This is a genomic window from Verrucomicrobiia bacterium (genome assembly GCA_035629175.1).
Lineage (GTDB): Bacteria > Verrucomicrobiota > Verrucomicrobiia > Limisphaerales > DASXHY01 > DASXHY01.
The window spans coordinates 1-14,029 of sequence record DASPIL010000067.1; the positions used below are offsets into that span (position 1 = coordinate 1).

A 14,029-nucleotide genomic window follows, 5' to 3' on the forward strand; every position below is an offset into this window, starting at 1 on the left:
CCGAGTGACATTCTTGATGATCCCGGCGTCCACCCAGGCTTTGAATTGAAAGTAGTTCGCCTCCGAGTGCCCCTGGTTTCCCATCTGGGCAGCCACCTTGTATTTCTTTTCCGCCTGCATCATCAGCTCCGTCTGGCGGAATGAATGCGCCATGGGCTTTTCGCAGTAAACGTGCTTGCCCTGCGACATCGCGAGCATGGCAATGGGGAAATGGGAGAAGTCCGGAGTCGCGACGCTGACCGCATCGAAACGGTTGCCCATCTTGTCGAACATCTCGCGAAAATCCTTGAAGCGGGGAACGTCGGGGAACTGCTTCAGAATGGCGGCGGTATGCGGGGCTCCCATGTCGACATCGCAGAGCGCGACGATGTTTGCGTGTCCAGTGGCGAATAGCGCCTTGATCACTTCCGCGCCGCGGTTGCCGATGCCACAGCAGGCAAGGTTCACGCGCTCGTTCGCGGAGACTGCGTCTGCGGCCCACGTGAGGCGCGGCGCAATGAGCGAGAACGCACCCGCGCTGAGACATCCCTTGAGAAAGGAGCGGCGCGGAATATCCCGGCCGGCGATTCGTTTGTTCTTCTTCATAGATTGGTGAGAGTTGAGTTACTTCACTGGCTGGCCACGAAGCTTGATGTTCCGGAACGACACGCGGTTGCCATGATCCTGGAGGAGGATATGCCCGTCAGGCCACTCTCCGAATCCCGGGATGGTCTTGTATTTGCTCTGCTCGACTAGCTTGCGAAACTCAGGTGTGCCCCGGTCCAGTTCGAGAACTTTCGTGCCGTTCAGCCAATGTTCAACGTGATTTCCCTTTACCACGATGCGGGCTGTGTTCCAGCTTCCGACTCCGCCGAATTCCTTGTCCGCTGAGGCGGTTTTCAGGTCGTAAAGAGAGGCCAGCGTCCGATTGCCGTCACGGCCCTGTTTGGCATCGGGGTGCTGTTCGTCATCCAGAATCTGGTATTCCAGGCCGATTGCGGATCCCGTCGCGGATTTGGCGCCCGTGCCCGTGATGGGATCGAGGTTCGGCTGGCAGAAATATTTGATGCCGCTGTTTGCACCAGGCGTGATGCGAAAATCCACCTTCAATTCAAAATCGGAATAACGATCGCGCGTGACGATATCGCCGCCGCTGACGGACTCGCCTCCACCGCTTTCGAGGACTGTCAGGATGCCGTCGCGAATTTCCCACCCTTTGGCGGGGAACGTCTCACGTTTGGCTGCGCGCCAGCCGTCGGCGGTTTTGCCGTCCCACAACAGCCGCCAGCCGTCGCGCTTCTCCGCCTGGCTCAACTCGTTCATCGCAGCTGACTTCGCCTCACTCTGGGAAGGTTCCAACGCCTTGAGTCGCACATTCTTGAATCGGACTTCCAGACCTGCGTTTGTCGGGTTGTTCGCAACGCTATGGACCTGGAGGGCGATGAAGCCTTTGGGCGTGACAAAGTCCTCGATCTCGCTGCGCAATTCGTTGTTCAGGTAAGTTTTGATCGACGGGCCGTTGGCGACGATGCGCATGGTATTCCAGTCGTTAGGGCGAAACAGCTTAAGCCCTTGCAGGCTGAACTCATTGCTTCGGCCGCCATGGCTGCCGGGAAAGAGCCACAGCCGCCGCGATTCGTCATAGATGCCGGCGGTCCACGCCCGTTTTCGGTTCATGTCCGGATCGATCTCGCACTGGTAACCGTGCACACGGCCTGCGGGGATGCGGATGGTGCGGCCGTTGAATTCCAATTGCTTTTCCTCATTGAACGCTTCGCTGCGGAACTGCACGCCGGAGTTCAGGCGCGGGTCCACTTTGAAGTCCATTTCAAAGATAAAGTTGTCGTAATCCTTTTCCGTGCAGAGAAAGCTGTTTGGCGACTGGAGAACGGTGCGGCCGACGATACAGCCATCCTCCACGGTGTAGAGCGCCTTCCCGCCTTTCTGGGTCCAGCCTGAGAGGTCGCGACCATTGAATAGTTGAACCCAGCCAGCATCCTGAGCGGTTGTGGTGCAGCCAGTGAAGAGCGCGAGCGCCAGCAAAGCGATTCCAGATTTCAGCATAGTTATTGGCAGTCAGCCTGTTCCGAGAACGGACGTTGGTCAACCTGTTCTTGTTACACGGATAGCCGTCGGCGGATCAAACGTTTGTCTTACCGACCGGCGCGCGATCAAGCCAAACGGCGCAGGTATCAACCCCATTCACAGTCGGGGCTTTCGGTTTAATGTGCTCGCCCGATGGCAAAAATCCCGCAAGGTGCCTGACCTTTCTGGCATCGCCATTTTCTTGAAAGGCGACCATGAAATCCTCCCGCTTCATGCTGTTGCCGGCTTGCATGTTCTGCCTCGCAGGCCAGGCGCAGCCAGCCAACGACCGTTGCGACGGCGCAGCCGCGATGACCCTCAACGTCGCCTATTCACAGAACACTTTGCTCGCAACATCTGCTGGCGATCCGTCAAATGTCTGCACGGGTCCGTTTGGAAAGGGCGTCTGGTATTCGATGCAACCACCGCAGTACGGCACCGTGACGATCAGTTCGTGCGGCAGCGACTTCAATACTGCCATTGAGGTGTATTCGTCGGCTGGCGGAAATTGTGACACCAAGGTGTTCCGCACGTGCGGCGACAATGTGGGCCCGGCCTGCGATTCTGATCAGGCGAGCGTGAGTTTTGAGGGTTTTCCGTCGGTGAAGTACTTCATCGTCGTTGGGGGACGGGGGGGGATCGGCAGGGAATTTGAAGTTGGTCGCGACAATGGCCACTCCCCAGAACGACCAGTGCAGTGATGCCATTCCACTGATTCCTGACGTTCCATATGTGATGGACACGCGTAACGCAAGTTCCACGAATGATCCAATCCCTTGGTGCTTTTCGTCGGCGGGCAAGGGGGTGTGGTTCAGTTTCACTTCCACAAACACAGGGCCTCTGACGCTTACCACTTATGGAAGTGATTTCCCCGCGTCCATTCAGCTTGTTGCCGGGAACTGCAGCAACGTGTTCTCCTTTCAATGCTCGAGTTCCGGGAAGCTGCAGTTTATCGGAACGAACGGTGTTGCTTACCGTTTTCTGGTTGGCGCCAGCACGGGGATGGGAGGGACGCTTTCAGTTTTATTGGAACAAGGATCTGCGCCCAACGATTCCTGTTTCGATGCCATCCCCCTCATCAGCGGCGTTCCCCATTCAAATCGGATCTCGAAATCCACATCGGACGACGACCCGCAAGTCGGCTGCTTTCGGCACGTGCCGGACCTTGGAAATGGTGTCTGGTATAGGTTCACTCCTTCCAGCAATGGCATTGTGCACGTCACGACCTGCGGCAGCGATTTTCCCACCACGCTGCGGGTATATCGCGGCAGCTGCCAATCCCTCACCACATTTGTTGATGCCTGCGATGATGGCAGCCCCTCCGTGTGCGAGAGCAATCGGGCATCGGTAGTGTATTCGGCCGATGCAGGAGCGACGTATTATATCCTGGCTGATGGATTGACGCCGGGAGGCAACTTAAGAATCGAAGCGACACTCCTTCCGTCATTGAACGACCATTGCGATGCGGCTGTTGCAATGATCGAAGGGGCGGTTTACACCCGAAATACCTTTTTGGCGACCTCGGCAGGCGACTCCAATGTTTACTGCGGGGGACAGTTCACGTTTCCCAAATCGGTCTGGTACAGCTTCACTCCGCCATCAAACGGAGTTGTGAGTGTCTCGACCTGCGGCAGTGATTTCGCGCCCGTGATGCAGATCTACACAGGGCAGTGCGATTCGCTGGAGCGAATGGACGACGGGTGCAGTGAATATGCTTCGCCGAACTGCGGCACGAATGGCCGCACGCTCGCGTTTTGGGGCGAGGCGGGTGTCACATACCGATTCATGGTTGGAGGCGGACCGGGCAGCCTGCAGATCCGGGCGACACTGTCGCCACCGTTGAACAATGACGAATGTTCCGGCGCAATCCCGCTGACTGCAGGCGTGCCAGCACTGCAAAACACTCTTCTCGCGACAGGCGGCGGGCCGCTGCTGGACGGGTGCCACGTGGTGCACGACAAGGACGTTTGGTATTCCTTCACGCCAGAGATGAACGGAGTGGTGTCAATCACCACATGCGAGAGCGACTTCGCAACATCCATGGCCGTGTATATCGGAAGCTGCAACACGCTTTCCCTCGTGCAGGACGGGTGTAATTCCGGCTATGGCCCGTTTTGCGAGGAAAGAGCGAGCGTTGTGTTTTTGGCAGCGGCCGGCACGCGTTACTTGATTCGGGTGGGCGCGTATCTCGGATCGTCGGGCAACCTGAGCATCAAGGCGAGCGTGTCTCCGCAGTTGCCGAACGACACGTGTGCCGGGGCTGTTTCATTGCAGGACGGCGTTCTGCATCGCTTCAACACCGCGCATGCCACTCGCGATGGCGATATCGGCGACTGCAATGATTATCAAGGCCTGAAGGCAACGTGGTATCGGTTTACGCCATTAATCAACGACAGGGTCACGATTGCAACGTTCGGCAGTGATTCAAGCCGCGCCATTCGAGTGTTTAACGGAAGCTGCGGGGAGTGGGGGCAATCGCTGGGTTGTTCCAATGATGTGATCAGCTTTGCTGGAACCGCGGGCGAAACCTATTGGGTGCAAATGGGCGGTTTAATGGGGACTAACCTTGCAGTGCGAGCATGGGTGCGGCGTCCACCCAACGAATACTGTTTCGGCGCAACACCGCTCGCGCATGGGGTTTCGTACACGAATGACACAACCTACGCGACTGGCGACGCAGAACTGGTCGCAGTCTGTGATCCGACTGCGACGAAAGCAGTCTGGTACAGCTTCGTTCCGGGCGGCGACGCCACCTTCACGTTGGAGACGTGCGGGAGCGATTTCGAAACAGTGCTGCAGGTCTATGCAGGAGATTGTTCGTCGCCGATTCCCCTTGCATGCAGTTTTACGAACGGGCCGGCGTGCGGATCCAACCGGGCGTCGCTCTCATTTGCGGGAAAAGCGGGGACGAACTATTTCATTCGTGCTGCGGGGCGGAATGGCGGTTTTGGAAAACTGAGCCTGCGACTGATCGCGCCAGCGCCTGTCGCGGACCTCTGCGCAGATGCCGTCGAAATGTCGGAAGGGGTCGTTTACACCAACAACACGGCCTTCGCGACGGCTGCGGGAGAGGAGTCCTTGCTGATCTGTAATCAGTCGCAGCGGGAAATGATTTGGTATCGCTTCACGCCCGGGAAAAGCGGCGTGGTAACGCTCAGCACATGCGGGAGCGATTTCAAAACGGCGCTTGCGGTTTTTGCGGGACAATGCGGAACGCTGAGAGTCCTCACCTGCGCAATCGGACCAGGACCCGCCTGCACGTCAGATCAAACGAGTTTGCAATTCATTGCTTCTGCTGGAGAGACGTATTGGGTCGGGGTAGGCGGTGCGGCGGGCGCCTACGGGAATGTCCGGCTCGCCGCCACGATGCAGCCTCCGCCTAATGATCAATGCAGTGGCGCGATTCCATTGGAGCCAGGTATCGAATATTCCGTTTATACGGCGAACGCCACGGACACGAACGAGCCTGTTCCAGAATGCCAGCCCAATTTCGGCCGGGGCTTGTGGTATTCTTTTACACCATTCGTGGACGGGCTGGTTCATGTCACGACTTGCGCGAGCGACATGGACACAGCGTTGCAGGTGTTCACCGGGAGTTGCGCCTCGCTTGTGCCGGTCACGGGCGGCTGTAATGACGACAACGGCCCTGGCTGCGAGTCGCTGGCGGCCAGTGTGACGTTTCCGGGAACTGCGAACGTCACCTATCGTATTCTCGCCGGCAGCTTCATGGGCGTGCCTGGAAATCTGCGTTTGAAGGCAACGGTCATTCCGAAGGTCAGCGCGGCGATCGTGGGCAATCACGTGGTGCTCAAATGGCCCGCCAATTCGGGCGGCTCGGTCCTCGAGTCGACCACAAACCTCTTGCCGCCGCGGGTGTGGAGCGTGGTGCCGGGATTGCAAATTCTTGGTCCGAACGTTGTCGTCACAAACCTGATGGATGTTCCGTCGCGTTTCTATCGATTGAAACAGTGACAACAATCGGCCTCGGTTGTCATTTGAAACACGTTGCGATTCCTGCCACAGTTGCGCCCATGAAAACCGCGACAATTCCTGCCTTGCTCGCACTGCAAACAGCCCTGACGTTTTCCCTCATGGCACAGAGCGCAAACGACGAGTCCTCCGTCATAGCCCCGGGCGCGAAACTGGAGAAGCTCGCGGCAGGTTTTGAATTCACGGAAGGGCCCACCTCCGACAAGGCCGGCAACGTGTTCTTCACGGACCAGCCGAACAACCGGATCATGAAGTGGAGCATCGAGGGGAAGTTGTCCGAATTCATGAAGCCTGCGGGACGCGCAAATGGAATGTTTTTCAGCAAGACAGGCGACTTGCTCGCGTGCGCCGATGAAAAAACGGAACTCTGGTCCATTTCACCCGAAGGGAAGCACACAGTTTTGGCAAAGGAATATCAAGGCAAGGCGCTGAACGGACCGAACGACGTCTGGGAACGTCCCGACGGCGCCCTGTATTTTACCGATCCGTTTTACAAGCGTTCCTGGTGGGACTACAACGATGCGCCGCAAGGAACGCAGCAGGTGTTTTTTCTGAGCGCAGACCGCAAGACGCTCAAGCGGGTGACGTCAGATCTGTCTCAACCCAACGGGATCATCGGCGCGCCCGATGGAAAGACACTCTTTGTTGCAGACATCCGCGCGCGCAAGACATGGGCCTATGACATCCAGTCGGACGGCGAATTGAGCAACAAACGTCTTCGATGCGAAATGGGATCCGACGGAATGACACTCGATACGGAAGGCAACTTGTACCTGACGGGCCGTGGCGTCATTGTATTCGACAGGGAAGGGAAGCAGGTCGAGCGAATCGATGTCCCTGAGCCGTGGACCGCAAACGTGAGCTTTGGTGGAACAGATCACCAGACATTGTTCATCACCGCGAGCAAGGGATTTTATTCGATTCGATTGAACCACAAGGGAGCCAACGCGTCGAAGTGACCCTGTAACATGCAAGACCTGATCGCAAAGGCGGCGACGCTCATGGAAGCGTTGCCATACATCCAGAAATTCAACGGCGCCACGTTCGTGGTGAAATACGGGGGTTCATTCATGGACTCTCCCGATGCTGCCGTACGGGATCGCGTCGCACGGGACATCGTCTTTCTTGAAGCGGTGGAGATCAACCCGGTGGTGGTGCATGGCGGCGGAAAGGCCATTACGCGCGCCATGGAAAAGGCGGGGCTGCAGGCGAACTTCATCCAGGGGCAGCGCGTCACCGATGAAGCCACTGTGCGGATTGTTGATCACGTTCTTTCCCGCGAAATCAATCCCGAGGTGGTTTCCACGATCAATTCGCTTCAAAGCGTTGCGCGAGGTTTTGCAGGTCCCGAAATTTTTCGATGCCGCAAGCTCTGGCTCGACGACAAGGATCATCCCGGACAGAAACTCGACATCGGTTATGTTGGCGAGGTGATCGGCGTCAACACAGCGCCGTTGCTGGAATGCATTGCCAATGGCATCACGCCCGTGATCAGCCCGACGGCGCTTGGTGAGGATGGAAAAATCTACAATTGCAACGCCGATGTCGCAGCCGCCCAGGTGGCGCTCGCGCTGAAGGCGAAACGGCTGGTGTTCATGAGCGACGTTCCAGGGTTGCTCCGTGATCCGCGCAATCCCGACTCCGTCATTCCGCATCTCAAGTCAGCCGAAGTCGCGGAACTGAAGCGCGCCGGGATCGTTGACAAGGGCATGATCCCGAAGGTGGACAGCGCGGTGGCGGCGCTTACTGCCGGGGTGGAAAAGGTCTCGTTTGTCGACGGCCGCGTGCCGCACTCCGTCCTCATGGAGATCTTCACGGACGAGGGAGTCGGCACGGAGGTCGTGCTCTGACGGGATGCCGGAAAAAACTAGTCGAGCTTTAGGAGTTCGATCTTACGAAATTCGGTGGGATGCGTTTCCGCCTGGATGGCGATGTAACCGCTATTGAGCATCTTGGGAGTTCCCTTCTCCAGCAGCTTTTTTGAGTGCGCGTCGTTGGTGTCCAGCTGTGGCTCGCTGTAACTCATCACAGCTTCACCGTCGATCAGATGGCGGATTTTATCGGCACGCACTTCGATTTCGACGGTGACCCACTGATCGCCGTCGTAGGTTTTGGATTTCGAATTCGTGCAATGCGTCGTGATCAGTTTCCCGTCCATGACGACGTGTGTGCCCGGCGTGCAGAGATTTGCGGTCGATCGCGGGGTGCCGGTGCCGCCCAGGAACTGAACTTCAAGCGAAGTGGGAAATTCCTGGTTCAACTCCATGCTGTCGGCAGGCTCGGAATGAATCATCACGCCATTGTTGCGGAACGCCCAGCTGGCGCCGCCGCTGCTTTGGTCCCCGACGAATCGGTATTCGACGCGCAGCCGATAATTCGAAAGCTTCTCCTTCCAGAACAGGTGACCGAACTCTCCCGCAAAACGCGCGTATTCGCTGTAACTCACTTTCAGAACCCCGTCCTCTACACGAAATGTGTTCTTATAATTTTCGCCCGGCGGATTGCCTTTGAACTTCGGCGTCCAGCCGCTCAGATCCTTGCCGTTGAACAGCGGTATCCAATTCTCGGCAGCTGAAACGGATGACGCCGCGCAGAGCACCAGCGCAATGCATCCGGGAATTGCGTTGCAGATGTAACGAGTCATGAGGTTTTGCATAACGGGGATTTGAGTTGAGCGAACACTGCCCCGAACGTGTACGTGTGGTCAAGCGCTCATTCCCGGAAGGCAATGGAGCGTCGACGGAGCACCCGCTTAACGCTCAACTTCGCCGGCGCCGGCTCAATTGGCGCAGCGCTGGTTCTCCATGGCTTTGCTTTTGGGCGCGATCGGACCTTCGATCATCGCAAGCCGAATGCAAGTCGGCGCTTCGATTCAGCACGTTCCCCGCTCAGCCGAATCTAACTGTCAGTCGACGGTTTTTCGGGAGCCGTTTCCGCCGATTCAGGATCTGCTGCAACGGGCGCGGAGACTTCTGGTTCTGCGGGGCTCTCGCTTGAAGCTGCCTCTTCGGAATCGGTATTCACGCTTTCCGGCAGCGATGACGGGCCCTCGGAAGTGAGATCAGGCACTGCGTTCTCAGCTACTGGCTCCATCGTCGCGGCTTCGGAAGCTGCGACCGGAGCCGTTGATCCTGCCGCGGCTGCCGGTTTGGGCTTTCGCTCGGGTTTGGGCAGCGGTTTCTTTGCGGTTTCCAGGATGCCGTTGGCGAATTCGATGACATGTCCCTGATGAATCAGCCAATGCAGGTCCCCAATGACAGCGTTTTGTTCGGTCGTCGGTTCGGGTGCTGCCGGGGCCGCTGGCGGAACGGCAGCCGCCTCAGCAGCGGGTTCACCCGCGGCCTCAGGATTTGTTGCCGCAGGGGCCGGGGCAGGCGCCCCTTTGGGCGTCGGAGCCAGAGCTTCAAGCAGTTTTCGGCGCGTGCATTTCTGCGTCGCGTTGATGAAGTCAACGATGCGCTTCACGCCTTCCGAAACCGGCGTCGTTTCGACATCCAGATAGTGAGGCCGTGCCACCGAGACGTGCGTGATTGCCTTGTTGACCTTGAAGAACTGCAAGCCGTGTGAAGCGAACTTCTGGCTCAAGGTCGTTGCGAGTTGCAGGGGAAATCGCCGTTGATCCTCCCAACCCTGGCGAACGAGGCGGACCAATTCTGGCGCGCGGAGATTCCTTGCGGCATTGCCGGTCATTGTATGCGACTCCACCTGTTTGATGATCGCTTCCTTGTGGGTTTCGCGGAAATGTTTCTCGACCGCTTCGCGCGTTTGAAGCCGCGTCGCCTCCGGAACATTCAAACAGACGAACTCGGTGCGAAAACTCTGCTCATCGGTCCACTTCTTGATGACTTCCTCGTCGCGGACGATTTTTACGCGCGCCTTGAACGCCTCGAACGGCATGCGTGCAAAACGTTCCGCGTGCAGTTTGCGCAGTTGGTTTTGATAATCGTGATAGTTTGGGGGACCCAGAATGACGCCGCTCATGCCGCATTGGGCGACAAAGGTGTATTTGCCTTTGGGAGGATCTGTCGGAGTGCGTTCGACCTGGTAGAAAGTAGCGAAGTGCTTGTTCAGCACGTGAGCAATGGCGGCCTCCTCGGACAACCACAACGTGTCGTCCAGCGCACATGAAAACAGCGCTTGAACGACCTGGTTATCCTTCTTTTTCACGCTGAACGTGACAAGGTGCCGTTCGGGTTTCTGGAGAATCAACCGCGCGATGTCAAAGAGAGGATAGGCGCGTCCCGTAACCTTGATCTGGCGCGCAAGCGAGTCGACCCCGAGATCGTCAGGAAGGAAAGTGAGGTTTACATCGGGCAATGGCAGCGGTTCGGGACGATCACGCCGGTCATCGCGGCGTGGCCCGCGCTGGTCGCGATTGAACGGCCGCTTGTCGCCGCCAAAATCGCGCCTGGGCCCGGCAGCGCGGCGGTCGCCATGAGGTGCGCCGGGCTGGCCGGCCGGACGCTGACGATCACCCCCTCCGGGGCGTTGACCTGGGCGCCGGTCGCGCCGGTCGCCACGACGGTCCTGGCGATCCTCTCGAACTTCGTAGTCCGCATATGACTTTGAGGTAGCTGGCGTTTGTGCCCATGCGGGGAGAAACAGCTTTTCCAGGTCCAATTCGTTTTCAGGTAATGTGCTCATTCCGTCACGTCAGCTCCATCAATGGAACTCGATGATTTGTCACGGCAGCATGGATTGTGTCAGGGCGGATTGCAAGCGCTGGAAACTCGTGCAACCGGCCGCTGCAAAGTGAATGCATGTGGCGCTGCGGGGCAGCTGACCTTCAAAACAGAGTTCCCGTGACAACATGAATCCGAACCTTTCCCGAAGGCGCAACGCGCCCCGCACATTCTCCTGGCAAGGTTCACATTTACGTTTGCCCCGCTGCTCTCTACTTTTGGCGCATGCGGAGCAAGTGGCTCAATGATCTCACACGCATCGTGGTCAAGCTCGGAACCGGCGTTTTAACCGACAGCCGGAAGCAGCTCGACCTGGCGCAAATGGAACAACTGGTGGCGCAGCTCGCCGCGCAGCGGAGCGCCGGCCGTGAGATCGTCCTCGTGACTTCGGGCGCCGTTGGCGCAGGAATGGGAGCGCTCGGCTATAGCACGCGTCCCGCTGAGCTCGCCGAAAAACAGGCATGCGCCGCAGTCGGGCAATCGCGCTTGATGGCAGTTTACGAGCAGCTCTTCGCGAAGCACGGACTTGTCGTGGCCCAGGTGCTCCTGACGCATGAGGATCTGGAGCATCACGAAAGGCACTTGAACGCGCGCAATACGCTCGTAACTCTTCTCAGCCGCGGAGTGGTTCCCATCATCAACGAGAATGATGCGGTATCCATCACTGAACTGAAGTTCGGAGACAATGACCGGCTGTCGGCACTCGTTGCATCGCTGCTTCCCGCCGACCTGCTCATCATCCTCACCACGGTTGACGGCGTCATTGAACATTTCGGACAACCCGATGCGCGGCGCATTTCACAAGTGGACCAGATTGACGCGGCGATCGAAGCGATGGCTGGCGGAACCGAAAGCGTCACTGCTGTTGGTGGAATGAAATCGAAAATCGACGCTGCAAAAGTTGTGGTGCGCTCCGGGATTCCACTCGTGATCGCGTCCGGAAGAAACGAAAATGTCCTGGCATCCGTGCTCGCGGGCGAGGATGAAGGGACATTGTTTGTTGCGCACGCGCTGCGGCTGCAGGGTCGAAAACGCTGGATCGCATTTTTCCACTATCCCAAGGGAGCGCTCTTTGTGGATGAAGGCGCCAAGAAAGCTTTGCGTGAAGGCGGAAAAAGCCTCCTGCCGCCAGGCGTGGCCCGCTGCGATGGTGATTTCGAGGCGGGTGAAGTTGTACGCATCTGCGATCTCGACGGAACCGAATTCGCACGCGGGCTCGTTGGATATCGCGCAAACGACATCCGCTCCCGCCAGTTGCAGCGCGTTGAAGTCGTGCATCGTGATAACCTGGTGATTCTCTGATTGTGAAAAAGAATTCCGCCATCCAGGAGTTGCTCAAGGTCATGGCCCGGCTTCGTTCCAGGACCGGCTGTCCGTGGGATCGCGAGCAGGACCATCGTTCCATCCGCTGGCACGCGGTCGAGGAGGTTTATGAACTGATCGATGCCATCGAAGCGGGCGACGATCACGAGCTGGAGGAGGAGTTGGGCGACTTGTTGTTGCAGGTGGTGTTTCATTGCCAGCTGGCAAAGGAGCGCAAGGCGTTTGATTTCGACCGAGTGACCCGCGGCATCACGGAGAAACTCGTACGTCGGCATCCCCACGTTTTCGGCGGCGCGAAGGTGAAGGACGTCGATCAGGTATGGGCGAACTGGGAGAAGATCAAGCGGGCGGAGAAACAGGGAACCCGGCATGCCCGGGCGTCCGCTTTGGACGGAATTCCAAAACATCTCCCGGCGCTGCTGCGCGCGGAAAAGCTGGTGAAGAAAGCGCGAAAGGCTGGATTGCTGCAGCATGGAAAACCCGCCGCATCCGGAAAGCGCAGTGATATGGGGCGCCAGCTGTTCGACCTGGTCCGGCATGCGCAACAGAATGGCTGGTCGGCGGAAGCGTTGCTTCGGGTCGAGACGCGGCGGCAGGAAAAGAGGCTTCGGCGCGCAGAACGAAGCGGCACTTAATTCCTACCCGATACCGGGAGAGCACATCCGGCCATCGAAACCGGAAACATGTTCCGAGCAAAAAAAAGACCCTGAAATAATTTTCATGGGCTCAGCAGCAGCTTAACTGATGCATTTCCGCGGACGGGGCTGGAAAGTTCTCGCCTCGAATCTCATTTAAACTCTTGTGCTTCGTGCAGTGGTAACGTTATTGCTAATTGGCGGTTGCATTGATTGATAAGCAACAACCGTCGACGATTACCCGTTCGTCAGTCGTCCGGATCCTGGACGACTGTGTCTCTCTTCGGGGCACTACCAGTTTTTCGATATGACCGATATACTTCGTCTTCTGCTTCGTGAACCGGTTCTCACCGGTTCAGTTTCCGTGTGTCTGGCCATTGTGTTCGGGTTGATCTGGAGCGGCCAGGCTGAGAAACGTAGAACTCGTGAGCTGCTGAGGGCCAAGGAGGCAGCGCGCCTGGGAAATTCGATGACCAAGCCACAGAAAACGACGTTCAAATTGTTCCGATGGGAGTTTGCAGCCGTCTCCCTGGTCGCGGCGTTTTTTGTGTTGCCCGGGTTGGACGGTGAAAAGGTGGAGGCAAAGCAAGGTGCCGAACCGAACAATGCTGCGGTGGCGTCCGGCGAGGTCCCAGAATCGCGAATCGCGGAAGCCGAACTCCCGCCTGAAGCACCTGCGGGCTCGAACGCGATGACGGTTGTTGAGGGCGGTGTTGTCGATCCAAACGCTCTCTTCAGCTACGGTTCCGAAGCTGAATGGGAGGAACTGCCAGCCAGCGGCAGGCCCCGTTCATTTGCACCTAGCACTCCTGCCTTGGAGGGGCCCATCTCAGGCAAAACGGCGTTCGCACGCTAAGACGCCGAAATCCGGCCTTGAATGGTATGATTTCACCGGATAAAGAAGCAATCTCGCGAGAGGTTGTTCATGGGACGATCCTACGTTTTTGAATGTCCAAAATGCACTTACAAGACGGTAGTCTCGGGCGGGGCTGACGCGGGCGTGGATTGCTCGGTGCAGACGATTCATTGCGGGGACTGTCGCAAACTTTATGACGCGGTGATTCGCTTGCGGGTGATTCAGGATGGCACTTCCTTGGGCGCCGGTGTCACGCCCCTTCGCAAACGCGAACGGCCGCCGGTGTTCGATGACGTTCGACAACAGCTTCCAAAACCCGCAGGGGGCCGATTTCACTGGAAGATCTTTCCTTTGCGCTGCCCGGTTTCAGCCCGCCACTCGGTCGAAGTTTGGTCGGATCCGGGAAAATGCCCCGTCTGCAAGTCGTTCCTCGAAAAGGGCGGCATCCCGTTCCGTCTCTGGACTTAAGGCACGCCCCC

Annotated in this window: 12 protein-coding genes; 8 read left to right on the top strand and 4 right to left on the bottom strand. The window is 57.9% G+C overall.

The window, feature by feature from the left end; translation table 11 throughout:
- Together VEH04_11050 and VEH04_11055 are read right to left on the bottom strand one after the other, a co-directional pair.
- Nucleotides 1-585: Gfo/Idh/MocA family oxidoreductase (locus VEH04_11050; protein HYG23310.1), on the bottom strand; the 585-nt coding region annotated here is incomplete at its 3' end.
- Between the two features lie 18 nt (nucleotides 586-603).
- Entirely contained in the window at nucleotides 604-2,043 is a 1,440-nt protein-coding gene (locus tag VEH04_11055; protein HYG23311.1) for a DUF1080 domain-containing protein, read from the bottom strand.
- A 236-nt stretch (nucleotides 2,044-2,279) separates the two neighbouring features.
- Between VEH04_11055 and VEH04_11060 the strand changes: the two genes are divergently transcribed.
- From VEH04_11060 to argB, 4 genes are read left to right on the top strand one after another with little or no spacing between them, the layout of a single operon-like run.
- On the top strand, nucleotides 2,280-2,765 hold the full coding sequence (locus tag VEH04_11060; protein HYG23312.1) for a hypothetical protein: 486 nt from the start codon (nucleotides 2,280-2,282) through the stop codon (nucleotides 2,763-2,765).
- Nucleotides 2,734-6,036 carry a hypothetical protein gene (locus VEH04_11065; GenBank protein HYG23313.1) on the top strand — a complete coding sequence of 1,101 codons (3,303 nt, stop codon included), beginning with the start codon at nucleotides 2,734-2,736 and terminating at the stop codon, nucleotides 6,034-6,036. Before VEH04_11060 ends, VEH04_11065 begins: the two co-directional genes overlap by 32 nt.
- Nucleotides 6,037-6,095: 59 nt before the next feature.
- Nucleotides 6,096-7,013, top strand: coding sequence for an SMP-30/gluconolactonase/LRE family protein (locus VEH04_11070; protein HYG23314.1), 918 nt, complete (start codon nucleotides 6,096-6,098; stop codon nucleotides 7,011-7,013).
- A 9-nt stretch (nucleotides 7,014-7,022) separates the two neighbouring features.
- Entirely contained in the window at nucleotides 7,023-7,904 is an 882-nt protein-coding gene (argB, locus tag VEH04_11075) for an acetylglutamate kinase (GenBank protein HYG23315.1), read from the top strand.
- Between the two features lie 17 nt (nucleotides 7,905-7,921).
- On the opposite strand, the gene VEH04_11080 is transcribed toward argB, so the two are convergent.
- Entirely contained in the window at nucleotides 7,922-8,698 is a 777-nt protein-coding gene (locus VEH04_11080; protein ID HYG23316.1) for a DUF1080 domain-containing protein, read from the bottom strand.
- A 254-nt stretch (nucleotides 8,699-8,952) separates the two neighbouring features.
- A complete protein-coding gene (locus tag VEH04_11085) occupies nucleotides 8,953-10,698 on the bottom strand; it encodes a hypothetical protein (protein HYG23317.1) in 1,746 nt (581 codons plus the stop codon).
- A 263-nt stretch (nucleotides 10,699-10,961) separates the two neighbouring features.
- Between VEH04_11085 and proB the strand changes: the two genes are divergently transcribed.
- The 4 genes from proB (at nucleotide 10,962) to VEH04_11105 (ending at nucleotide 14,018) form a co-directional block, all read left to right on the top strand.
- Nucleotides 10,962-12,038 carry a glutamate 5-kinase gene (gene proB / locus VEH04_11090; protein ID HYG23318.1) on the top strand — a complete coding sequence of 359 codons (1,077 nt, stop codon included), beginning with the start codon at nucleotides 10,962-10,964 and terminating at the stop codon, nucleotides 12,036-12,038.
- A 2-nt stretch (nucleotides 12,039-12,040) separates the two neighbouring features.
- Entirely contained in the window at nucleotides 12,041-12,694 is a 654-nt protein-coding gene (locus VEH04_11095; protein ID HYG23319.1) for a MazG family protein, read from the top strand.
- Between the two features lie 307 nt (nucleotides 12,695-13,001).
- Nucleotides 13,002-13,550 (top strand): hypothetical protein, encoded by a 549-nt coding sequence (locus VEH04_11100; protein HYG23320.1) that lies wholly within the window; start codon nucleotides 13,002-13,004, stop codon nucleotides 13,548-13,550.
- 69 nt (nucleotides 13,551-13,619) lie between these two features.
- The gene (locus VEH04_11105) at nucleotides 13,620-14,018 is read left to right on the top strand and encodes a hypothetical protein (protein HYG23321.1); all 399 of its coding nucleotides are present in this window, start codon (nucleotides 13,620-13,622) and stop codon (nucleotides 14,016-14,018) included.
- Nucleotides 14,019-14,029: the final 11 nt, after the last annotated feature.